Raw genomic sequence first — 20,377 nt, 5'->3', positions numbered from 1 at the left:
GCGGGTTCACCGCGACGTCGCTTCCGGTGCTACGGCCGGAAGCGCGAACGTCTCTTCCGGAAGCGTCGACGTCCTCGGGTTTCGCGTGGGCCGGACGATCAGCAGAAGGACCGCGAGGAGCGCCAGGACCAGCATCACCGAGCTGCCCTCGAGGGCTGTCTCCGCCCTGTAGGCCAGGAGTTGGCGGCCTCCGAGGGAGCCTGCGCCGACCCCCGCCACGGCGACCAGAACCGCGAGCCCCAGCGAGTTGCCAAATTGGTGGGCGACGTTGACGATGCCCGACGCGGCGCCCGCGTCCGCCGACGCCACGTCCTTCACGCCGGCGACCGTCAGGGGGCTCAGCGTGATGCCCTGTCCGAAACCGACCAGCACCATCGGCAGTGCGATGTCGAGGAAGTAGGACGGATCCATCGAGACGCGGCTAAGCCAGACCATCCCGACCGCCGTGACGGCGAGGCCGCAGGCAAGCAGCCGGGAGTTTCCGAAGCGTTGGGTGAGACGTGGCACCATCATGGCCAGGACGAAGTTCGTCACCGTCATCGGCAGGAACGCTGCGCCGGTCTGGAGGGCGTCGAACCCGGCAACGCCTTGCAGGAACTGGGTGGTGAAGAAGAAGAATCCGATCATCGCGCCAAGGAACAGGACGCGGGCCACGTAGGCACCGATCCGCTCCCGGTTGGCGAACAGCCGGAGCGGCATGATCGGCTGCGAGACCCGTCCCTCGTTGAGGACGAAAGCGACGAGGAATGCGATGCCGGCACCTAACGACGACAGGGTCATCGCGTCGCTCCAGCCGCTCTCCGCGGACCGGACGAGACCGTAGACGAGGGCCGTCATCCCAAGCGTCGAAGTCACGCCGCCGACGATGTCGAAACGGCCCGGGCGGCGCTCGGTCTCGGAGATGTAGCGGTAGGTCGCGAGGATCATGCCGATGCCGATCGGCAGGTTGACGAAAAACCCGACCCTCCATGAGGTCCAATCCGCGAGGATGCCGCCGAGCACGAGGCCGACGCTGGCGCCGATCCCTGCCGAAGCGCCGTAGTAGGCGACGGCACGGGTGCGCTCGGGTCCCTGCGGGAAGTTCGTCTGGAGGATGGCGAGCGTGGACGGCGCGAGGATCGCGGCCCCCACGCCCTGGATCGCCCGGGAGGCGATCAGGAAGCCGGGGGACTGGGCGACGCCGATCGCGAGGGAAGCCAGCGTGAAGATGCCGAGGCCGAGGACGAACATGCGCCTGCGGCCCAGGATGTCGCCCGCGCGTGCGCCGACGAGGAGGAAGCCGCCGAAGGTCAGCGTATAGGCACTCTGCACCCAGGACAGGCCTGCGGCGGTGAAGCCGAGCTCGGCCTGAATCTTCGGCAGACCCGTCAGGACGACGGACGTGTCGAGCACGATCATCACGTAGCTGACGAGGATGATCGTGAGAATGGCCGCACGGTTCGCGGCGATGCGGGGACTGTCGGGGATCATGGGTTCAGCCTTGTCTGCGGCTGGGCGCGGGGCGCGTCCGCCAACACGGCGCCGCCGTCTCCCGGCGAGGGAGGACGGCACCGTCCGTTTCATGGATGCTGGGCTCGGCGGCCGGGTGGCCACCATGGAGGCGCGTTCAGCGGTAGGAGAGCTCCAGGATCGCCTTCGGCAGGCGGTCGCCGACGATCTCGATCTCCGAAGCCGACTTTTCGATTTCGCTCATCTCCGCCGCGGTCAGGTCGACGTCCGCCGCTCCGAGGTTCTCTTCGACGCGGTCGAGGCGCCGCGTCCCGGGGATCGGCACGATGAACGGCTTCCGGGCAAGGAGCCAGGCGAGCGCGACCTGTGCGGCGGTCGCCTGCTTGTCCGCGGCGATGCGCTCGAGGAGGTCGACGAGCGCTTGGTTAGCCGCCATCGCCTCCGGCGCGAAGCGCGGGGACGCGGAGCGGAAATCGGATGCGTCGGCCACGGCCAGCGCGTCGACCTTGCCCGTCAGGAAGCCCGCGCCGAGTGGGCTCCAGGGAACGAAGCCGATGCCGAGTTCCTCGCAGAGCGGCAGGATCTCGGGCTCCGGCTCGCGCGTCCACAGCGAGTACTCGCTCTGGATGGCGGCGACGGGCTGGACCGCATGGGCACGGCGGACAGTGGCTGCGCCGGCCTCGGACAGGCCGAAGTGCTTCACCTTGCCCGCCGCGATCAGCTCCTTCACCGTCCCGGCGACGTCCTCGATCGGAACGTTCGGGTCGACCCGGTGCTGGTAGAGGAGATCTATCGTCTCGATGCCGAGCCGCTTGAGCATGCCGTCGACGACGCGGCGGATCTGCCCGGGCCGGCTGTCGAGACCCGGACGGCGCTCGCCCGTCTCCTGGTCGATGTTCCATCCGAACTTGGTGGCGATGATCACCTCGTCCCGCACGGGGGCGAGCGCCTCGCCGACGAGGACCTCGTTTGTCCAGGGGCCGTAAGCTTCGGCCGTGTCGAACAGCGTGACGCCGCGCTCGTGGGCGCCCCGGATGACGCGGATCGCCTCCGCCTTCTCCGGCGACGCGCCATAGTATGACGCGAAACTCATGGTGCCGTAGCCGATCTCGCTGACGGAGAGCGGGCCGAGGGTGCGGGTCTTCATGGTGGCGGCTTTCCGAATGGAGGAAGCAGATGCGAGGACGAGGGTAGCGTCCCTGCTGCGGGCTCAGCGGTCGATCGCGGCGTCGAGGCCTTCCGACAGCGGTGCACCCTTGATGTCGATCGTCGCGAAGGCCTCGTCGATCTCGGCGAGATCGGCAGCGGTCAGCTCGACATCGGCGGCCGGCAGGTTGTCTTCGATGTGCGCTACCCGGGTACCGCCGGGGATCGGCACGACATACGGCCGCTGCGCGAGCAGCCAGGCCAGCGCGATCTGGGCCGGGGTGATGCCCTTGCGGCTCCCGAGATCCTTCAGGAAGTCGACGACCTTGAAGTTCGCCTCGAGAGCTTCCGGCGTGAAGCGGGGGAAGTCCCGACGGAGGTCATTCGGATCGTCGAAGCGCATGCCGCGGGTAATGGCTCCGGTCAGGAAGCCCTGGCCGAGTGGACCCCAGGCGACGAGCCCGATGCCGAGTTCTTCGCATACGCCGAACTTGGTCGTCTCCGGCTCGCGCATCCACAGGGAGTAATGGTCCTGGATGGCCGCGACGGGCTGGACGGCGTGCGCCTTGCGGATGTTCCGGACGCTCGCCTCGGAGAGTCCGAAGTGCTTCACCTTGCCCTCGGCGATGAGGTCCTTCACCGCGCCCGCGACGTCCTCCATCGGAACGGCCGGGTCGACGCGATGCTGGTAGAGGAGGTCGATGCGGTCCGTGCGCAGCCGCTCCAGCGAGGCCTCGACGACCTCGCGGATGTGCTCGGGGCGGCTGTCGAGACCGACGATCTGTCCGTCGTCAGCGATCTTGAAGCCGAACTTCGTCGCGATGGCGACCTCGTCTCGAACGGGCTCAAGGGCCTCGCCGACGAGTTCCTCGTTGACGAACGGGCCGTAGCCTTCCGCCGTGTCGAAGAGGGTCACGCCGCGGTCGACGGCCGTGCGGATGACCTCGATGGCCTCGGCCCTGTCGATGGCGGGGCCGAGGCCGAAGCTCAGTCCCATGCAGCCGAGTCCGATCGCGGAGACTTCGAGGCCCGTGGTGCCTAGGGCGCGCGCTTTCATGACGGGGTTCCTGAACCTCCGGGGAGCGACTGCGCCGCTCACCCTATTCAATGAGGTACAAGATAGCCCGGCTCACTCTACGCGATTAGATGGCGGACCGTGGATGAACCCATTAACGCAGCTAATGAATGAGCCGAGACGTCTTGCGGACACGTTTGGGAAGGCTGCGACCTTCGGGGCGAGCGCCAAACCTGGTCAGGGACGTCCTGTCGGCTGGGTTGGCACTGACGTGATGCCGGGGCACCTCCTGAGAACGACGGACCTCGGTCGGCCTTCCGGCCGAGCAGCCATGCGACCCATGCGATGGACGATCACTTCGGAACAGATCCTCAGAACACGACGACGGACCTGATCGACTTGCCCTCGTGCATGAGGTCGAAGCCCTTATTGATCTCCTCGAGGCTGAGGGTGTGGGTGATCATCGGGTCGATCTCGAGCTTCCCGTTCATGTACCAGTCGACGATCTTCGGGACGTCCGTGCGGCCCTTCGCGCCGCCGAAGGCCGAGCCCTTCCAGACGCGGCCCGTCACGAGCTGGAACGGACGCGTCGAGATTTCCTTGCCCGCTTCCGCGACTCCGATCACGACCGATACGCCCCAGCCGCGGTGGCAGGCCTCTAGCGCCTGGCGCATGACCGTGGTGTTGCCCGTGCAGTCGAAGGTGTAGTCGGCGCCGCCATCCGTGAGGGCTACGAGGTGCTGGACGATGTCGCCCTCGATCTCCCTCGGATTGACGAAGTGGGTCATGCCGAAGCGGCGGCCCCATTCGGCCTTGTCGTTGTTGAGGTCGACGCCGACGATCTTGTCCGCCCCGACCATCCGGGCACCCTGGATTACGTTGAGACCAATGCCCCCGAGGCCGAAAACGACGACGTTCGAGCCCGGCTCGACCTTGGCGGTCTTGGTGACCGCGCCGACGCCCGTCGTCACGCCGCAGCCGCAGTAACAGGTGGTGCGGAAGGGCGCGTCCCTGCGGATCTTGGCGACCGCGATCTCGGGCAGGACGGTGAAGTTCGAGAAGGTCGAGCAACCCATGTAGTGGAAGATCGGCTCCCCCTTGTAGGAGAAGCGGGTCGTGCCGTCGGGCATTACGCCCTTGCCCTGTGTGGCGCGGATCGCGGTGCAGAGGTTGGTCTTGCCGGACAGGCAGGATTTGCACTGGCGGCATTCGGGTGTGTAGAGCGGGATCACGTGGTCGCCGGGCTCGACATAGGTTACGCCGGCCCCAACCTCGCGGACGATGCCCGCACCCTCGTGTCCGAGGACGGAGGGGAACAGGCCCTCGGAGTCGAGGCCGTCCAGCGTGTAGGCGTCGGTGTGGCAGATGCCCGTCCCCATGATCTCGACGAGGACCTCGCCGGGCTTCGGCCCCTCGAGGTCGAGTTCCACGATCTCGAGGGGCCTCTTGGCCTCGAATGCGACGGCGGCTCGGGTTTTCATGGGCACTTCTCCTGTCATCCGCGTCCCCGGGACGCTGGCTGATGCGGTGTCGGGATGTCCGTCGATCGGTTCGAGAGATCGAACGAGCGCCATGCCGGAAGCAGGAACTGCTCCCGGAGGACGCGATCGTGAGACCCGACCGCGAGGCTGCCGCCGCCTGGCATGAGCCGGCTGGTGCGGCACTCTCCAGCGAGACCGCTACCTGCGGCGGCGGCATGGATCGATCACGGCCGCGGCTGCCGCTTCCTGCACGCTCGCTTGCCAGGATGCGGCCGTCCCGTTGCCGAGAGCGCCAGATCAGTTTCTCGCTTCGTACTCGGGCATGTTCTCGGGCGTGACGAGTTCGAACGGGATCCAGACGACGTTCTCGAACTTCTCGCCGCGCGCCGCCTTCAGCGCCGTGTCGATCGCGCCGACGCCTTGCCCCTTGGCATCCTGGAACACGGTGACGTGGAGATCGCCAGCCTTCATCGCCGTCAGCGCGTCCGGGGTAGCGTCGATGCCCGCGACGAGGATGTCCTTCGAGGCGTTGGCCGCCTTGAGCGCGTTGCTCGCTCCAAGAGCCATCTCGTCGTTGTTGGCGATCACGGCATCGAAGGATACGCCCGAGGTCAACCAGTTCGAGACAAGGTCGGAGCCTTCGACACGGCCCCAGTTGCCCACCTGCTCTTGGACGACCTTCATGCCCTGGCACTCCGGCGTCTTCAGGACGTCGTGGATGTCCGCGGTGCGCTGACGCGCGGTCTGGCTGGTCAGGTCTCCTACCATGACGACGACGTCGCCCTTGCCGCCGAGGCGGCGGCAGACCTCCTTGGTCTGCAACGTCCCGGACTCTTTCTCGTCGGACCCGACGAAGGCCTGCTTGCCCGTGAGGGAGGCGAGGTCGGAGGGCTGGATGTTCACGTAGACGAGGGGGATGCCCGCATCGGCGGCGATCTTGCTCATCGTAGCGGTGCTGTCGGAGTCGATCGGGTCGACGATGATCGCGGACACGCCGCCAGTGGCGAAGTTGCGCACCGCATCGACCTGGCGGTTCACATCGTTGGCCGCGTCCTCGATCTGGAGGTCAACGCCAATCTTGCCGGCATGGTCCTTCATGCCGTTGACGATCAGCGACTGGAAGTTGGTCTGGAGCATGCCCATGACTACGCCGATCCGCTCGGCTCCCTGCGCGCTGGCCGAGCAGGACAGCGCCAATGCGGCGGCCACGAGATACGACTTCATGAATTCCTCCCGAAAATCTTGAGCGGCCGTTTCCTCCTTGGCCGCCTTGGGAGACTACGTTTTGGAACGTCTCGAAATAGGGACTTCGAAGATCAGATCTGATCAAGAAGACAACCATGTTCGAGGAGGGCAGCAACCTCAGACGCTCTCCCGCGTCACCGTGAAGAAGCGGACGGGCTCCTCGCTCACCTCGACCTCGATCAGGCCGAGACGCTTCATGACGATGTCGAGCGAGCGCCTCGCCTGAACCTCCGGCGCCTGGTCGAGTACCACCGTCATCGTGCCGTCCTTGAGAAGGGCGCGCGTATGGTCGTCGAGCTCGTGGCCGATCCAGAAGACCCGTCCGGCGAGCTTGCATCCCTTCAGGACCGCGGCCGCGACGGCATTGTTGCCACCGGCGGTATAGAGGCCGATGATGCCCTTCCGCTTCGACAGCGTCTCGTAGAGGAGATCCTCGGAGCGCCGCTCGTCGTCGAGCCCGAGCATGACGACGGGGAAGTCGTGCGAGGGGTCGGGATGCTCGGCGAGATAGTCGGAGAAACCCTGCATCCGGCTTCGGTGCACGTCGTAGGCTCCGCTGTGGCAGAGCGCCACGAGACTGCCCTCGACCGAGGCCAGCATCCGCGACAGGTAGAAGGCGGCGGAGCGGCCGGCGGCGTAGTTGTCGATACCGACATAGGGGATGTCCGGGTCGGCGCAGCGCGTCACGACCTGCACGACCTCGACCCCCGAGGCCCGCACCTTAGCGAGGCTCGCCTCGACCCGCCGGTCGCGTGTCGACACGATCACCAGCCCCGACCGGCGGAAGCTCGGGTTCTCGATGTAAAGCGCGAGCGCTGCTGGGTCGTTCTCGGCGACGAAGGTCCGGTGGACGACGATGCTCCGGTCGAGCGAGGCGGCAATGCGTTCGAAGGCCTTGGCGAGGCGCGAGAAGAACTCCGACTCGGGGCGCGTCAGGATGACCTCGATGCGGATCGTGCCGCGAAGCCGCTCGGCCGGCCGCAATCCGTACTTCAGCTTCTTGGCGGCCCGGAGAACCCGCTCGGCGGTCTCGTAGGAGACACCGCCGCGCCCGTTTATGACGCGCTCGACGGTCGCCGTCCCGACGCCCGCCTCCAGGGCGACATCCTTCAAGGTCGACTTGCCCATGTGCCGCGGATCGCCCTCCTCGCGCCCCTTGCCGTCCGCCCCGGTCCCGCCTCCCAGCGGATAAACAGCAGCGAAAGGGCGGCCGGATCCTTCCGGTCGCCCCTCGTTACTATCGCCCCGTCGCGGTGGCTGTCAGCCGGCAGCCCCGGATCTCTCGGCTTCCCTGGCAGCCTGCTTGCGGGCCCGCTCCATGAAGCGCTTGTCCATGCGCTCCTGCGATTCCGGCGTTCCGTCGTGGAAGGTGCCGAACCATTTGTCGAGCGGGATCACGCCGTCGGCGTAGTTGCACTCGAAGTACTTGTGATGGAGGTAGTGGTCGTAGCAGTGGACGTCGATCGCCTTGCCGTCGGCCAGCACGACCTTGTCGAAGCCCGCATGGCCGGGGGCAGGGGCAAGGCCCGCGTGGGTCAGGTGGAAGATCGCGTGGAGCGGGCTCGAAGGCACGATCCAGTGGATCAGGACGCCCGAGAAGTAGAGGAGGTGCTCGACCGGGTGCATGGCGAGCCCCGACCACGGCCCCGGATTGACGTTGTTGTGGTGCAGCTTGTGGACGGCGCGGTAGAGCGGCGGCCAGTGGATCAGGCGGTGCACGAGATAGAAGTGCAGGTCGCGGAAGGTCGGGATGAGCAGCATGATCGCGGCGCAGTAGATCGGGTGCTCGGCCCAGCTCACGTACGGGATGATGCCGTTGGCGAAGGCCCAGAGCGTCAGCGCCTCGAAGGCCGTCCAGATCGGCACCGCGCTGGCGAAGGTCCAGATGACGTTGTCGATGTTCTGGTTGCGGAAGAGGAAGGCGTCGTTGTCGGTCGACGGCCACTTGCCGTTGAATTTGAAGGACGTGCCTTGGCTGCGCTGCATGTAGAGGCGCAGGTGAAAGGCGCCGAAGAAGGCGAACACCAGCGCGGCGTTGCGTACCAGCAGGAAGGCGATCCAACCGACCGAGAACTCCCTCGTCGTCTCGAAGGACGGCGTGGCGTAGAGCCAGAGCAGCGTGCCGACGGCGGCATAGAACAGGTTCCAAGGCGCGAGGTAGCCGGGATAGCCGAAGAACCACTTCAGGAACTGGAGCGGACGGGCCGGCCATACGAACACGGGCGGATATTCCAGGACCTTCGACGGCTTCCAGTCGCCGCGCTTGTCCCGCTTACCGTAGAGGGCGTCGTCCATCGGGGTTCCTCCTCCTTTAATCTGACGGGGCGAGGATAGCGACCGTGCCCGGAACCATGCGACGGGAAGCGTGATGTGATTTGATCAGGCGGGCCCCGGCGAACCCGTGGTCCCCGCGGCTATCCTGTCGTCCATGGACACCCCTTCGGGCGTCGCGGAAGGAAACGACATGCAACGGCTCGACGTGTTTCAGTCCCTCTGGGCGATGGAGCGCCGTCACACCGACGGCATGGAGAGGTCGCTCGAGGAGAACGTGGCGATGATCGCCGCGGCGGGATTCGATGGCGTGAGCGCCCACGGATACGATCCGGCCTACGTGAAGTGCCTCGCCGCCGAGCTCGGACGATACGGCTTGCGGATGGAGGGGCAGTGCTTCCCGAAGACCGTCGCGGACCTCGAGCCCGTCGTGGCCCTCGCCGGGGAGTATGCGTTCTTGCATGTGTGCCTTCAGGCCGACGTCCGGCCCCGCCACATCGAGGACTGCCTGCCGCTCCTGGAGTGGTGGCAGCGGATCGCGGCGGACGCGGGCGTTCCGGTCTATGTCGAGACCCATCGGGACCGGATGACGACGGATCTGTTCTTCACGCTCGACCTCCTCGACCGCATGCCCGACCTGCGGTTCGTCGCCGACCTCTCGCATTATCTCGTCGGCCGCGAGTTCGCCTGGCCCGTGGCGGAGGAGAACCACGCGATGGTCCACCGCATCCTCGACAACGCCTGGGCCTTCCATGGCCGTGTCGCCAGTCGCGAGCAGGTCCAGATCGAGATCTCGTTCCCGCACCACCGCCCCTGGGTCGACCTGTTCCTCGACTGGTGGGACTACGGCTTTAGGAGCTGGCGCGGACGCGCCGGAGCGGACGACACGCTCGCCTTCGTCTGCGAGCTCGGCCCCAAGCCCTACGCGATCACCGGGCGCGACGGGAACGACACCACCGACAGATGGCAGGAGGCCCTCGCCATGGCTTCCATGGCGAGGGCCCTCTGGGCTCGCGTGCAAGGGGAGGATCAGGCCGCGAGCAGGGACTTGAGCTTGGTGGCGGGGGCCTCTAGCTGATCGGGGTCCGGCGACAGCCCCCGGGCGATCATCATCTCGCCGAGGCGCACGTCGCGGGCGACGGAGTTGCCGGGGCCGAAGCCGCTGACCGCAACGAGCCGGCCGGTCTCGGCCAGGTGGAACAGGAGGAACGCGCCGTCGCCGATCTCGCGCCGGACGGTGCGCGCCGTGCCGGTCGCCATACCCGCGATCTGGAGCGTGTGGTCGTACTGGTCGGACCAGAACCATGGGACCGCACTGTGCTCGACGCCGTGACCGAGCATGTTCTTGGCGGCGAGTTCGCCCTGCTCCTGCGCGTTGCGCCAGGACTCGAGCCGGACATGGGTGCCGTCCTGCCCGAGCGGGAACGAGCAGCAGTCGCCCGCGGCGAAGATCGAGGGGTCCGACGTGCGCAGGTGACGGTCGACCCGGATGCCGTTCTCGACGACGAGACCCGCCGCGGATGCCAGTTCGGTCGCCGGCTCCGCGCCGATGCCGACAAGGACCGCGTCGGCCGAGAAGGACGTACCGTCCGCGAACCCAATGTGGACTGCGTCCGCGTCCTCGGTCATGCCCGAGATCGCCGCGCCGAGGCGCAGGTCGACGCCGTTCGCCTCGTGGAGGGCCTGCACGGCCTCCGCGACCTCGGCGGGGACGGCGCGCATCAGCAAACGGGGCGCGGCCTCGAGGAGCGTCACCGCGACACCGCGGCCACGCGCCAGGGCGGCAAACTCCAGCCCGATGAACCCGCCCCCGACCACCGTCACGTGGCCGCCCGGCCGAAGTCGTGCGCCCATGGCGAGGGCGTCGTCGTAGGAGCGCAGGGTATGGACGCGGGAGAGGCCGGCCGCCATCGGCAGGCGCCGAGCCCGTGCCCCCGTCGCGAGGAGCAGCGCGTCGTAGCCGAGACGTGTCCCATCGGCGAACTCGACCTCGCGCGCGTCGCGATCGATCCGGGCGACGGCCTGGCCGCGCATGTGTCGGATCGCGTGGTCGCGGAAGGCCTGCTCGTCGCGAATGACCTTCAGCGACGGACCGTCGTCGGAAGCCTTCGACAGCGGCGGCCGCTCGTAGGGCAGGTGAGGCTCATCGCCGACCAAATGCACCGGGCCCTCGTAGCCCGCCTCGCGGAGCGCGAAGGCGGCGCGCACGCCGCATTCCCCGGCGCCGACGATGACCATGCCCCGCTCTGACACGCTCATTCGACCTCGAGGAAGACCTTCCCCGCCTCCACCTTCACCGGGTAGGTCCGAAGGTTCACGCAGACGGGCGCGCCGCGGGCCTCGCCCGTGCGGTAGTCGAAGCGCCCGTTGTGCTTGGGGCACTGGATCGTGTGCTCGACGACGAGCCCGTCGGCGAGATGCACCTTCTCGTGGGTGCACATCCCGTCGGTGGCGAAGTAGCGGTCGTCCGGGCTGCGGTAGATCGCAAAGGTCCGCGCGCCATGGTCGAACCGGACCACATCCTCCTCGTCGATGTCGTCGGCGCCGCACGCCTCGATCCACTGGGCCATTGGTCTTCTCCTCCCGCGTCATGGTGCGATGTGAGGATAGAAGGCGCTCGTCGGCCGCGCCCGGCATGCCATGATCAGATCTGATCATGGCGTCGGCACGGGATCGGAAAACCTTTCCGATTCTAATGTATTCCGTTGAAGAACGCGTCGTTGAGGCGGAAAGGGTCGGCGAGCCCTTGCGCCTGTTGGTGGAGATGAAGCGGTTTGCTTCTTCCTCAGGCGGTCTTGGGTACCGGAGCCGGGATCAGCTTGGCCAGCTTTCGAAGGTTTTGGGCGGCCGCGGCAAGATGGAACTCGTCGCGGGCGTCACAAGCTCCTCTTAGTCGCAGCCGATCGAGCTTCAGGATGCGTTTGAGGTGCGCAAACAGCATTTCGACCTTCTTGCGCTGCCGCTTCGAGGTTTGCCCATCGTCGCTCTTCATGATGTCGCGCGCCATATCGCGGGCTCCCTCGAAGATCGAGCGTGGCACCTTTCGGGCCGGTTGGTGCGGGGTGCACTTGGCCTTCAAGTCGCAGGCGTCGCAATCGAGCTTGCTGGCCCGGTAGATCAGCGTCGCCCCATCGTTCACGAGGGTGCCCTTGGTCGTCAGCATCCTGCCCGCCGGACAGAAGTAGACGTCGCCCTGATGGTCGTAGGTGAAGGCGTCGCGCTGGAAGGTGCCGTCCCGCCGCGCCGACTTGTCGAACACGCTGACGTGCGGCTCGATACCCTGATCATAAACCAGCCAGCCGAGCATGCCCGCAGAGCCGTAACCCGCGTCGGCGGCAAGGCGTGCTGGATAGAGGTCGAAGCGCTCCCGTGTGCGCTCGATCATTCGCTTGGCGACTTCGACCTCGGCCTGGCGGATCGCCGTGGTCGGCTCGACATCGACGATGATCGCATGGTCCAGATCGATCAGGTAGTTCGTCTCGTAGGCGAAGTAGGCAAGGCCGCCGTCAGCACCGGTCCAACGGGCGGCGGGATCAACAGGTGAGACGAACTTTGGCACGACAGGCGTCGCGGCACCGAAGGCGGCGTCGTCAAGAACGGCCAAATACTCTTCAACCGCTCGGCTGGGTTCCGATGGTGCCGACCAGTCCGCGGGCTCGACGCCCTTCTGCCGACTGGCGTCCGCCCGGATCAGACTACCGTCGACGGCAAAGCCTTCGCCACCAACCAACCCCTCCTCGATGCAGCGCGCCAGCACCGTCTCGAACAAGGGGTTATCCGCTCCGGAGCGTCCGGGATCACTCGCCTTGCCGGGCGACAGCGAGGCAATCCGCAGCCACTGCCCATCGCTCAGTTCGTACCGCTTGACCGTCATCATCCGTCCCGCGTCTCAGAACGCAGGACTATGAATCAGCGATCAGACTATCGAAAAAGCCTGAATGTCGATCCGCGCTAGCGATCTGCTTCGAGTGCCACCGCTCGGGTGCAGATCGAACACGTCATGAATTGCGGCCGCCTGTCCTGCTTTCAAACGATGGCTAGGGTTAGCAGGAATGTTCTCATTCTATCGGATGAGGACGACTTCTACCCCAATCGCGTCCGCGATTTCGGACCAAACTTGATCCGCTGTGACAGCCGGCATGGTCATCTTCGACGCCAGGGCCAAGCAGCTTCGATCACCCAAGCTCAGCCCCTTGCCCTTTGTATGCTGGAAAAGTTCGGCCGCTGCTTCAGCAGCATCGATCGAATGAGCATGGCATTCGAGGTTGAGGGAGCGCACGGTCAGTCGAGCATGATGCGGGCTCATGCCTTTAACAATGAGCTTGACCAACAACTCCTGCATATTGACCGCAGACACCAAGGCTCGCCCCTCAAGCATCAGGGCGACGTCACGGCCGCCTAGCTCCTCCAATAGGAAAGCAAGGATCGCGGACGTATCGAGAACCACTGCGGTCATTTCGCTTCGGACGTCTTCGATGGGGAGCGCGAGCTCTCATCATCCTGCAGTTCGCGCGCGGCTTCAGCGCGGCGCTCTGCTATCAGCTCATCTACGATGCCCTCGCCATTTGGTATGTACTGTCGCACAAGATCCTGAGCGCGCTTGAGAGAGCGGCGAAGGGTTGTGACCTCGATCTCTCCATTCTCCTTTTCGATAAAGACGACCTTTCCGGTCCCCTCAAGTTCAAGCTTTGACCGAATGGCAGACGGGAGGTTCATCCTCCCGTTTGCTGCCACTGGCACCACATGCCGGTTCTCCATCAACGGGCCTCCTGCCTCACAAGCTGCGTCGCAGCCATTCGATAGAAATATACCCTAGCGCCTCGGTAGATGCAGTATCGATTTTATACCAAATCAAGTCCGCCTTCTCGTCCATAATCCTTCGATTTTGCGCGTGCCCAAAATTGATCAGAGGTCTGATTTGAAAAGAAAGCTTGGAAGCGAGGCTCATTCGCTGAGCTGAGACAATGTCACGTAGCCTAATCGAGTTCGCTGCGAGAGCGACGACGTGAATGGCCATTTGATGTTGGTCCGGTTTTCGGAGACGGCCGTGTTAAAGTCGCCGATCCGCTTATGACCCTTCAGAGGGCTTCAACATCATTGGGGGCCGCGCTGGGAGTTGTCAGCGCCAAAACGTCCTGCCTCGCTATCTCCAACGGCGATGTCTCCTAGTTCGACGACAACTGACGAAGGAGATTCCCCATGACCGTCGATCCGCGCCAAGCTGGCCCACGCCCTCCTTTCCCCGGCGACCAGCAGCAGCAAAAGCCCGGCTTAACGTCGAAAATGACGCCAGCCCCCGACCATGGCGAGGAGAGTTATATCGGCAAAGGGCTTCTGACGGATCGCGTTGCTCTGATCACTGGCGGCGACAGCGGTATCGGCCGTGCCGTCGCGATCGCTTATGCTCGTGAGGGCGCCGACGTCGCGATCTCCTACCTGCCTGTTGAGCAGTCCGACGCAGAAGAGACGGCTCGCTGGGTCGAGAAGGCAGGACGGCGCTGCATTCTATTGCCCGGTGACCTCGCGGACGAAGCGCACTGCCGGGACCTCGTCTCTCAAACGGTGGGACAGCTCGGCCGGATCGACGTTCTTGTTAACAACGCGGCCGCGCAGGTAGTCAACGAGGAACTCGACGACGTCACGCCGACGGATCTCGAGAACTCCTTCAGGGTCAACGTCTTCGCGATGTTCTACCTCGCACAGGCAGCGGTTTCCCACATGGAGCCGGGCGCAACGATCATCAACACGACCAGCGTCCAGGCGAAGGTCGCGGGCGAGAAGATGTTGATCTATTCGGCGACGAAAGGGGCGATCGCGAGCCTGACCATCTCGCTCTCCAACCTGCTCGCCCCGAAGGGCATTCGTGTGAACTGCGTGGCGCCGGGTCCGATCTGGACACCCATTCAGCCCATCGTCAAAAAGCCGGAGGAACTGTCCTCGATCGGCGAGAAAACACCGCTCGGCCGCGCTGGCCAGCCGGCAGAACTCGCGCCGGCCTACGTGCTGTTAGCGTCACGGGAGGGCAGTTACATGTCCGGTGCGCTGATCCCGGTAACGGGTGGCATGCCGATGCTGTAGAGCGGCTGAGCTGCCGTAGGAAAACTTGCATGGCGGGGCCGTGTCAATGCCGGCTGAATTTTGGTTCTCCCGCACTTTATGTGGAGCGGTCATCGTGACGCCATGACGCATTCGCGCAGTAGGTCGAAGCCGGCGCGCCTGTATATCGTCCTCTTGATCATCTGGAGACGGCTGATCTGGCTCTCCACAGGGCTGATCGTCCACGGCGTGTCAATCGCGGCGGCGAGCGCGTCGATATCGCGGTGAAAGTTGGCGGCAAATCGTGCCGACGGCGTGGCTGCGGCGCCGACAAACCAAGCGGCCAAGCTTTCGGTCGATTGCCTGCGCAAGAGGCTGTTCAAGCGCCCGACCAGGTCGACAACGTTCGACAGATCGGGAACCGCTTCTCTCAGGCGATCAACGAACCGACGATCCTTGTCGCCGAGCGTATCGACGTCGGATTGCAGAAGCCGTGCGGTACGATCGGTGGAGGGCGGGCGCCAGCGGCAGCCCGGTCGCAATCGATCGAGATCGAGCCGGTCGGCACCCTCGCGACGTCGACGTGTCCCCCACTCGCGAACGACATGGGAATGAACGGTAATGCCCTGACGCTGCAGTTCGCGAGCCAACTCGGCGCTGTTGCGACAGCCTTCGCGCCAGCGCTGCTCGAGATGATCCCGATAGGGATCAAGGACGGTCGGCCGTTCAGGCTTCTTCCACCGCGGCGGTCCACGGCCCGGGATCCAGCGCCTGACGGTCTTGCGATCCAGGCTGAGGGCTCGCGGCACGCCGGCCTGGCTGCTGCTGGCGGCCAGAAGCCGCTCCATCTCGGCATAGGCTTCGGCTCGCAGTTCATGACGCAGCTGACTTCGACGTTCCGCGGCCGTCGGCGTGCGCATGGTGAGGCTATCTCGGTGCCTTCGCCCCCTGCGCGCTCGAGCGGATCGTCTCGGCAATTTCCTTGATCTGGCGATGGTGCCCGGCAGCAATCGACTAGAATGCGGCGCTGACGTTACAAAGCAGATGCCACCGATCGACGACCTGCCGCGCTTTGGGCGCGCCCGCCCGAATGCCTTCGGCAAAGACCTCGGCGCGATCACGCGCGATCGTCTCGACGCCACGATGGGCTCGCAGCCAATCCGCCGGCGTTCCGGCATTGCGGTCCGGCAGGAGTGGTAGGAGACGGAGTGCGAACGCCAGGATGGCCTGTCGAAAACTCGGCATCGATCCGGACGACGGGCGTCCCAAGCATCGGCGGGAAGACGGTGCGCTCGCGGAGGCCTTACAGAGCTGGATCATCGATCCTGCCAAGCCCTATGGCACGGATCAGCTCAACGTCGGCCGGGTCCTGGAACTGATCCGCATGGATCAAAAGCCTGGCCTTAGGCTTCACGACGAAGTCCGCAGTCATCTGCCGCTCTACAGGCGGATCGACCTGCCGTTTTCGCCGAGATCGAGCGGTGCGACGCCGCCTAAGCTGAACGAGGGGGAGGGCGGCTGCGATCCGGGCCACCCCTCCCTTCGCTATGGAGGGCTCCGGTCGGGGCGGCCGTACCGTCGTGTCTTCCGGAAACCGGATGCAGACAAAGCGTTGGTGATAGCGCTGCCTCAAGCGGTTTTGCGGGGTCGGCCACCCTTCTTGCCGTTTGCGCGGGACGCAGCCGCCTTCGCGGCCGAGCGCGTCCGCCCGGCATGCGCAGCCATATAGCTCGCCGTACCGAAGATCCCCGCGACGACGCCAGGAACCGTGAAATCCACGTCCAGGGACGGCCAGCGAAGCGCGTAGCCGTATCGAACCTCGACCTCCGCCAGTTCGGTCGAACTCGCGTCCTCAAGGCCCTGCAGGAGCCGAGGCGGCACCATGAACGTCGAGCCGTTGGCGAAATCGATCACCAGCCGATCCGTCTCCGCATCGTAGCGGGCGCCCGTCGCCTGCGGCGTCGATCGTTCAAGCTTGCGACCGCGCTCGTCGGCGGCGTCGAGTTCGGCGTCCGAGAGTTCAGCTTCCATGAATGTCCCTTCAACGCTGGCGCAGCATTCCCCGGTTTTCGATGACAAGGCCGAGCGCTCGGTGCCTTTCACTATGGTTCATTCCCTTCGCCCAAACGAAGGTCGGACCATCGGGACCATCGAGGTTGATCTTGGCGTCGGCACGCCCCAGCGGGCACGCACAAGCTCCCGGGTGCCGTCGGCTCCGGTCCGCACGACAGGCGCCGCTATGTCGGGGAAGATCCCCGGCAGCAGTTTGAGGTTACCGACCTCGCTCCGTAGGGCGCGGGTGAATTCGAGAATGGTCGAAGGGCCTTTCGTCAGCGAGTAGAGATTGCACATGCGGATCTCAACCCTCGGGGCTGAGGCTCACCCGCAGGTCGACCATGCGGACGAGCATGGCGCGCCGCGGGTCGTGCGGCAGATCCTCGAAGCCCCAGCGGGCATAGAAGCCGCGGACGACGTCGTCGAGCGGATGGGTCAGCACCCCGGCGCTGGCGATGCTCTCCGATGCCCGGAGCGCCGTGCGGAGCGCGTAGAGCAGCAGCGAGGTGGCGTGCCCCTGGCCATGATAGGCGCGATCGACCGCGAGCTGGCCGAGCAGCGTGACGGGAATGGGGTCGGGGCGGTTGCGCTGCTGCGGCTTCGGCAGGAAGGCGCGCTCGATATGCGCCGCGCTCAGGGTGACGTAGCCGACGAGTGTCCTGCTATCGCGGGCGGTGAGGACGCTGACCCGCGACATGCCCGCCGAATGGTTGCTCCAGGCATGCCGGCGGAACCAGGCGTTCAGAGCGTCGCGGCCGCAGTCGAAGGCTTCGCGGTCGTCTTCCTCGGCGAGGGGACGCGGCGGATCGACCGCCGTCACGTCAGCGTTCCCAGCTGGGCGTCCGCGCGGCGAGCTGCTCGATCGCCGTGACCTTGGTCGCGGGTCGTTCGATCCAGGCCTCGAACTTTTCCCAGTCCTTGGCCGGGATGGTGACGACGTTGCGGTTCAGGACGTCGATCTCCGCCGCCTCGAGCGCCTTGCGGCGGACGAAGTCCGACAGGTTGGTATGCGCCTGCTCGGCCGCGTTCTCGAGCAGGGCGCGTTCGTCGGGGCTGATGCGGACGCTGAGAATGGAGGTGACGGAGGGCTGGGCCATGTGTATGACAATAGCATACGCCAACGCTGCGTTCCAGCGTTAAACTGGTTCTGGAGAGTCCGTTGCCGAGCGAGGACGCCTCCAATCGGTGGCAACAAGTTTCGCTTGATCGTCCACGTTTCCTACGGATTTCGCCGCGTCCTGGTGAAGTTCGTCGGGACGCATGCCGAGTACGACCGCATCAATCCGGAGACCGTCTGATGGATATCCGCCCGATCCGCACCGAAGCCGATTACGATTGGGCCTTGGCCGAGGTGGAGCAGTATTTCGTCCACGAGCCCGAGCCGGGCACCGAGGAAGCCGATCGCTTCGACGTGTTGTCCTCCCTGATCGAGGCCTATGAAGCGAAGGCGTGGCCGATCGAGGCGCCCGATGCCGTGGACGCGGTGAAGACCATCATGGCTGATCGCCATATTTCGCGCGAGAAGCTTGTGCCGGTGTTTGGCTCGAAATCGCGTCTGTCGGAGTTCCTGAACCGCAAACGGGGGCTGACCATGGCCGTCGCGAACCGGCTTCATGTTGAACTACAGATCCCGGCTTCGGTCCTGATCCGCCCTTACGCCATGTTGCCGCGTTCGGCGACTGAGAAGAAGCGGAGGGCTGGGGTCGGCAGATCTCGAGCATAATCCACAACCATTTCAAGAGGGACAGCTATTATCTTTTAATCACTCGACTTCTTGATGGGCTGAGAGGATCTCGTCACTCGAGCTCTTCCGCGAAAACCGAAATCTTCTCGGCGACCGCCAGGAGATGGATGACGTTCGGCATCTTTTTACGGCGCTAAGGCACGGCGCACCGCATCCGGCTCCCGCTCGATCACCCGCAACAGCGTGATTGTCGCGCGATCCGGCCGACGTCGTCCTTGTTCGTAGGCTTCCATGGTTCGCGCCGGAATGGCGAACTCCTGTTCGAAGGCACGAGTGCTTGTCGCTAGCTTGGAGCGTAGCGCACGGATGCGCTCCGGTGTCATTACGTCGGCCGGGATCTCGTAGCTTTCAGCCCGCGTATCACCCCGAAGATCGGCCGCCATTTCCTCGAAGGCTTCGATCAGGTCTTCGCCCACTCGGCTCATGAATTCTCTCCTTTCAGGCTTTCAATCACCGCGAGGATACGCTTGCGCTGCTCGGGTGAGAGATCGTCAGCTTCGTTTTTCGGGTAGGCTGTCATAAGGTAGATCGCGGTTCCGACCGCGACATAATAGATGACACGACCACCGCCGCTTTTTCCGCGCCCGGGTAAAGCGAAACGCGCTTTGCGAACGCCACGCAAACCCCGGATGACGGGATGTGCCTCGGGCGCCATGACCAAGTTGCGCTCGATTTTACGCATGGCCGCATCATCCATCCCCATGCGATCCATCGCGCGCAGATATGGCCTAAGGCGGATAATTCTCATTGTGACGTTATACGCCTTTGGCGTATTGCGTCAATGGCGTATATGCATGTCGCGGTTTGGAGAGAGCGACGCGATAAGACTTCGCAAAAAGACCGTTGTCGTGAGGCACTACCCTTTAACGGTGAAGTCGACGAGCCCATTCCCTTGATCAGCGAGATCCACTGGTACTGTTCGGACACCAGCTTGTCCTCAAGGATAGCCTTCAGCCTTCCTGTCAGGCTGTGTGTCCGATCAAAAATGGGGAAATTCAGTGAGCTGTTACGAGCGCTTCTCTCCAAACTCGATAAGCTCAATTATCCCCTCAAGCAATTCGAGGATGAAAATGGATATCTGCCATTCTGAATTGCCTTGAGTGCCTTCAAATTCGATTGTTCCCTCCATCCCCCAACGCGCTTTGGCGTCGTAACGATCATCTTCTGTCTTGTACACTGGACGAACATCATCAGCGTGAATGATTTTGTTGCAGCATTCTCGGATCGTATTCGTTATATCTTCCTTGCCTTTTAATGTAGCTCCAAAGCCGATATGCCGTAATTCAATGTCTCGCTTGTGAGCTTCGTATGCTTCTGCTTGCTCAAAGCGAAGCATCGTGTCGTCAAACGTCCGAACCAACAGCGCCATGCGCAAGAGGCGTTTTGATAACTCCGTCTCAGCCATGGCATAACAAAGTCTTTCTAATGGCGAAAAGTCAGGCTTTTCCTCTCCTTCATCCAATAAATCGCCAGATCTCTGCTGACTCATGCTGGCAGAGACAATGTTATTTATCTCAAAGCAGAGAAGCCGAACCTCAATCCTGTCAACAAGGTGAGGCTTGTAAGCCTCATGCCAGTACGGATTAGTCAGATTTTGTTCACCAATGATATTATATTCATTCATTGTCTGCTTGTATCATCCTTCTGAAGCAAGATAATCTACGATTGTAATTGTTTCGCTTGATGGCGTTCCAAGCGGATTTTCTGCGTTAGCACGGAACGGCCCGGTTTTATCCCGGTCCGTTTTTAAGCTGTTCGGTTCAGGCTTATACTTACGCTGCTGCGAGTGCCAATTGTTCAGCCCTGTGGTTCATGACAAAAATTACATGATTCGGCATACCCAACATCAGTTCCCTTGAACATGTAAAGGGCAACTAATCTAGGCTCAGGACCTATTAATTTGGATCGAGGCGTGATTCAGTTCGGCATTGGAAG

Annotated in this window: 22 protein-coding genes and 3 pseudogenes; 4 read left to right on the top strand and 21 right to left on the bottom strand. The window is 64.1% G+C overall.

What is annotated here, in order from left to right; genetic code table 11:
• Positions 1 to 6 precede the first annotated feature (6 nt).
• From IEY14_RS11070 to IEY14_RS11040, 7 genes are all read right to left on the bottom strand, one after another.
• Positions 7 to 1,470, bottom strand: coding sequence for an MFS transporter (locus tag IEY14_RS11070; RefSeq protein ID WP_188908407.1), 1,464 nt, complete (start codon positions 1,468 to 1,470; stop codon positions 7 to 9).
• Between the two features lie 136 nt (positions 1,471 to 1,606).
• Positions 1,607 to 2,596, bottom strand: a complete 990-nt coding sequence (locus IEY14_RS11065) for an aldo/keto reductase (RefSeq protein WP_188908405.1) — start codon at positions 2,594 to 2,596, stop codon at positions 1,607 to 1,609.
• Positions 2,597 to 2,659: 63 nt separating this feature from the next.
• Complete coding sequence (locus IEY14_RS11060; RefSeq protein WP_188908403.1) at positions 2,660 to 3,652, bottom strand: aldo/keto reductase; 993 nt, start codon at positions 3,650 to 3,652, stop codon at positions 2,660 to 2,662.
• Between the two features lie 329 nt (positions 3,653 to 3,981).
• Positions 3,982 to 5,091 carry an S-(hydroxymethyl)glutathione dehydrogenase/class III alcohol dehydrogenase gene (locus tag IEY14_RS11055; protein ID WP_188908401.1) on the bottom strand — a complete coding sequence of 370 codons (1,110 nt, stop codon included), beginning with the start codon at positions 5,089 to 5,091 and terminating at the stop codon, positions 3,982 to 3,984.
• Positions 5,092 to 5,388: 297 nt separating this feature from the next.
• Positions 5,389 to 6,315 (bottom strand): sugar ABC transporter substrate-binding protein, encoded by a 927-nt coding sequence (locus tag IEY14_RS11050; protein WP_188908399.1) that lies wholly within the window; start codon positions 6,313 to 6,315, stop codon positions 5,389 to 5,391.
• 138 nt (positions 6,316 to 6,453) lie between these two features.
• Complete coding sequence (locus IEY14_RS11045) at positions 6,454 to 7,464, bottom strand: LacI family DNA-binding transcriptional regulator (protein WP_188908397.1); 1,011 nt, start codon at positions 7,462 to 7,464, stop codon at positions 6,454 to 6,456.
• A 132-nt stretch (positions 7,465 to 7,596) separates the two neighbouring features.
• Positions 7,597 to 8,631: a sterol desaturase family protein gene (locus tag IEY14_RS11040; protein ID WP_188908395.1), complete on the bottom strand. Its 1,035-nt coding sequence runs from the start codon at positions 8,629 to 8,631 to the stop codon at positions 7,597 to 7,599.
• 169 nt (positions 8,632 to 8,800) lie between these two features.
• Between IEY14_RS11040 and IEY14_RS11035 the strand changes: the two genes are divergently transcribed.
• Positions 8,801 to 9,685: a sugar phosphate isomerase/epimerase family protein gene (locus tag IEY14_RS11035; protein ID WP_188908393.1), complete on the top strand. Its 885-nt coding sequence runs from the start codon at positions 8,801 to 8,803 to the stop codon at positions 9,683 to 9,685.
• Here the strand turns inward: IEY14_RS11035 and IEY14_RS11030 are convergent.
• From IEY14_RS11030 to IEY14_RS11010, 6 genes and pseudogenes are all read right to left on the bottom strand, one after another.
• Positions 9,637 to 10,845, bottom strand: coding sequence for an NAD(P)/FAD-dependent oxidoreductase (locus IEY14_RS11030; protein ID WP_244639442.1), 1,209 nt, complete (start codon positions 10,843 to 10,845; stop codon positions 9,637 to 9,639). The two genes, IEY14_RS11035 and IEY14_RS11030, sit on opposite strands and share 49 nt — an antisense overlap.
• Before the next feature lie 17 nt (positions 10,846 to 10,862).
• Positions 10,863 to 11,177: a MocE family 2Fe-2S type ferredoxin gene (locus IEY14_RS11025; RefSeq protein ID WP_188908389.1), complete on the bottom strand. Its 315-nt coding sequence runs from the start codon at positions 11,175 to 11,177 to the stop codon at positions 10,863 to 10,865.
• A 215-nt stretch (positions 11,178 to 11,392) separates the two neighbouring features.
• Positions 11,393 to 12,376, bottom strand: a pseudogene (locus IEY14_RS11020) (transposase); the annotation flags it as partial.
• A pseudogene (locus IEY14_RS25890) lies at positions 12,359 to 12,481 on the bottom strand (IS5/IS1182 family transposase); the annotation flags it as partial. The pseudogenes IEY14_RS11020 and IEY14_RS25890, both read right to left, overlap by 18 nt.
• 189 nt (positions 12,482 to 12,670) lie before the next feature.
• Positions 12,671 to 13,063 carry a type II toxin-antitoxin system VapC family toxin gene (locus tag IEY14_RS11015; RefSeq protein ID WP_188908387.1) on the bottom strand — a complete coding sequence of 131 codons (393 nt, stop codon included), beginning with the start codon at positions 13,061 to 13,063 and terminating at the stop codon, positions 12,671 to 12,673.
• The gene (locus IEY14_RS11010; RefSeq protein ID WP_188908385.1) at positions 13,060 to 13,365 is read right to left on the bottom strand and encodes an AbrB/MazE/SpoVT family DNA-binding domain-containing protein; all 306 of its coding nucleotides are present in this window, start codon (positions 13,363 to 13,365) and stop codon (positions 13,060 to 13,062) included. The genes IEY14_RS11015 and IEY14_RS11010 overlap by 4 nt, the downstream gene beginning before the upstream one ends.
• 441 nt (positions 13,366 to 13,806) lie before the next feature.
• Here IEY14_RS11010 and IEY14_RS11005 point away from each other — a divergent pair, with 441 nt between their 5' ends.
• Positions 13,807 to 14,685 (top strand): SDR family oxidoreductase, encoded by an 879-nt coding sequence (locus IEY14_RS11005; RefSeq protein ID WP_188908383.1) that lies wholly within the window; start codon positions 13,807 to 13,809, stop codon positions 14,683 to 14,685.
• An 89-nt stretch (positions 14,686 to 14,774) separates the two neighbouring features.
• On the opposite strand, the gene IEY14_RS11000 is transcribed toward IEY14_RS11005, so the two are convergent.
• From IEY14_RS11000 to IEY14_RS10980, 5 genes are all read right to left on the bottom strand, one after another.
• Positions 14,775 to 15,563: a transposase gene (locus IEY14_RS11000; protein WP_188908381.1), complete on the bottom strand. Its 789-nt coding sequence runs from the start codon at positions 15,561 to 15,563 to the stop codon at positions 14,775 to 14,777.
• A 94-nt stretch (positions 15,564 to 15,657) separates the two neighbouring features.
• Positions 15,658 to 15,888: a transposase gene (locus IEY14_RS26305; protein ID WP_188908379.1), complete on the bottom strand. Its 231-nt coding sequence runs from the start codon at positions 15,886 to 15,888 to the stop codon at positions 15,658 to 15,660.
• A gap of 384 nt (positions 15,889 to 16,272) precedes the next feature.
• Positions 16,273 to 16,674 carry a DUF2442 domain-containing protein gene (locus tag IEY14_RS10990; protein WP_188909217.1) on the bottom strand — a complete coding sequence of 134 codons (402 nt, stop codon included), beginning with the start codon at positions 16,672 to 16,674 and terminating at the stop codon, positions 16,273 to 16,275.
• 328 nt (positions 16,675 to 17,002) lie between these two features.
• Positions 17,003 to 17,518 carry a GNAT family N-acetyltransferase gene (locus IEY14_RS10985; RefSeq protein WP_188908377.1) on the bottom strand — a complete coding sequence of 172 codons (516 nt, stop codon included), beginning with the start codon at positions 17,516 to 17,518 and terminating at the stop codon, positions 17,003 to 17,005.
• Between the two features lies 1 nt (position 17,519).
• Positions 17,520 to 17,819 carry a type II toxin-antitoxin system TacA family antitoxin gene (locus IEY14_RS10980; protein ID WP_308422021.1) on the bottom strand — a complete coding sequence of 100 codons (300 nt, stop codon included), beginning with the start codon at positions 17,817 to 17,819 and terminating at the stop codon, positions 17,520 to 17,522.
• 60 nt (positions 17,820 to 17,879) lie between these two features.
• Between IEY14_RS10980 and IEY14_RS25880 the strand changes: the two are divergent.
• Together IEY14_RS25880 and IEY14_RS10970 are read left to right on the top strand one after the other, a co-directional pair.
• Positions 17,880 to 17,996: pseudogene (locus IEY14_RS25880) on the top strand (type II toxin-antitoxin system HigB family toxin); the annotation flags it as partial.
• Positions 17,996 to 18,421 (top strand): helix-turn-helix domain-containing protein, encoded by a 426-nt coding sequence (locus IEY14_RS10970; RefSeq protein ID WP_188908371.1) that lies wholly within the window; start codon positions 17,996 to 17,998, stop codon positions 18,419 to 18,421. The pseudogene IEY14_RS25880 and the gene IEY14_RS10970, both read left to right, overlap by 1 nt.
• Positions 18,422 to 18,567: 146 nt before the next feature.
• On the opposite strand, the gene IEY14_RS10965 is transcribed toward IEY14_RS10970, so the two are convergent.
• From IEY14_RS10965 to IEY14_RS10955, 3 genes are all read right to left on the bottom strand, one after another.
• The gene (locus IEY14_RS10965; RefSeq protein WP_188908370.1) at positions 18,568 to 18,867 is read right to left on the bottom strand and encodes a helix-turn-helix domain-containing protein; all 300 of its coding nucleotides are present in this window, start codon (positions 18,865 to 18,867) and stop codon (positions 18,568 to 18,570) included.
• A complete protein-coding gene (locus tag IEY14_RS10960) occupies positions 18,864 to 19,139 on the bottom strand; it encodes a type II toxin-antitoxin system RelE/ParE family toxin (protein ID WP_188908368.1) in 276 nt (91 codons plus the stop codon). The genes IEY14_RS10965 and IEY14_RS10960 overlap by 4 nt, the downstream gene beginning before the upstream one ends.
• 309 nt (positions 19,140 to 19,448) lie before the next feature.
• A complete protein-coding gene (locus IEY14_RS10955; protein ID WP_188908366.1) occupies positions 19,449 to 20,066 on the bottom strand; it encodes a hypothetical protein in 618 nt (205 codons plus the stop codon).
• Between the last annotated feature and the right edge of the window lie 311 nt (positions 20,067 to 20,377).

Source organism: Aureimonas endophytica (genome assembly GCF_014642635.1).
Taxonomy (GTDB): Bacteria; Pseudomonadota; Alphaproteobacteria; order Rhizobiales; family Rhizobiaceae; genus Plantimonas; species Plantimonas endophytica.
This window is presented reverse-complemented; position numbering and strand designations above follow the sequence as displayed.

Coding starts and splice junctions, on each gene's coding strand:
- IEY14_RS11070 (WP_188908407.1), bottom strand. CDS start 1,470: ATGATCCCCGACAGTCCCCGCATCGCCGCGAACCGTGCGGCCATTCTC.
- IEY14_RS11065 (WP_188908405.1), bottom strand. CDS start 2,596: ATGAAGACCCGCACCCTCGGCCCGCTCTCCGTCAGCGAGATCGGCTAC.
- IEY14_RS11060 (WP_188908403.1), bottom strand. CDS start 3,652: ATGAAAGCGCGCGCCCTAGGCACCACGGGCCTCGAAGTCTCCGCGATC.
- IEY14_RS11055 (WP_188908401.1), bottom strand. CDS start 5,091: ATGAAAACCCGAGCCGCCGTCGCATTCGAGGCCAAGAGGCCCCTCGAG.
- IEY14_RS11050 (WP_188908399.1), bottom strand. CDS start 6,315: ATGAAGTCGTATCTCGTGGCCGCCGCATTGGCGCTGTCCTGCTCGGCC.
- IEY14_RS11045 (WP_188908397.1), bottom strand. CDS start 7,464: ATGGGCAAGTCGACCTTGAAGGATGTCGCCCTGGAGGCGGGCGTCGGG.
- IEY14_RS11040 (WP_188908395.1), bottom strand. CDS start 8,631: ATGGACGACGCCCTCTACGGTAAGCGGGACAAGCGCGGCGACTGGAAG.
- IEY14_RS11035 (WP_188908393.1), top strand. CDS start 8,801: ATGCAACGGCTCGACGTGTTTCAGTCCCTCTGGGCGATGGAGCGCCGT.
- IEY14_RS11030 (WP_244639442.1), bottom strand. CDS start 10,845: ATGGTCATCGTCGGCGCCGGGGAATGCGGCGTGCGCGCCGCCTTCGCG.
- IEY14_RS11025 (WP_188908389.1), bottom strand. CDS start 11,177: ATGGCCCAGTGGATCGAGGCGTGCGGCGCCGACGACATCGACGAGGAG.
- IEY14_RS11015 (WP_188908387.1), bottom strand. CDS start 13,063: ATGACCGCAGTGGTTCTCGATACGTCCGCGATCCTTGCTTTCCTATTG.
- IEY14_RS11010 (WP_188908385.1), bottom strand. CDS start 13,365: ATGGAGAACCGGCATGTGGTGCCAGTGGCAGCAAACGGGAGGATGAAC.
- IEY14_RS11005 (WP_188908383.1), top strand. CDS start 13,807: ATGACCGTCGATCCGCGCCAAGCTGGCCCACGCCCTCCTTTCCCCGGC.
- IEY14_RS11000 (WP_188908381.1), bottom strand. CDS start 15,563: ATGCGCACGCCGACGGCCGCGGAACGTCGAAGTCAGCTGCGTCATGAA.
- IEY14_RS26305 (WP_188908379.1), bottom strand. CDS start 15,888: ATGCCGAGTTTTCGACAGGCCATCCTGGCGTTCGCACTCCGTCTCCTA.
- IEY14_RS10990 (WP_188909217.1), bottom strand. CDS start 16,674: ATGGAAGCTGAACTCTCGGACGCCGAACTCGACGCCGCCGACGAGCGC.
- IEY14_RS10970 (WP_188908371.1), top strand. CDS start 17,996: ATGGATATCCGCCCGATCCGCACCGAAGCCGATTACGATTGGGCCTTG.
- IEY14_RS10965 (WP_188908370.1), bottom strand. CDS start 18,867: ATGAGCCGAGTGGGCGAAGACCTGATCGAAGCCTTCGAGGAAATGGCG.
- IEY14_RS10960 (WP_188908368.1), bottom strand. CDS start 19,139: ATGGATGATGCGGCCATGCGTAAAATCGAGCGCAACTTGGTCATGGCG.
- IEY14_RS10955 (WP_188908366.1), bottom strand. CDS start 20,066: ATGAATGAATATAATATCATTGGTGAACAAAATCTGACTAATCCGTAC.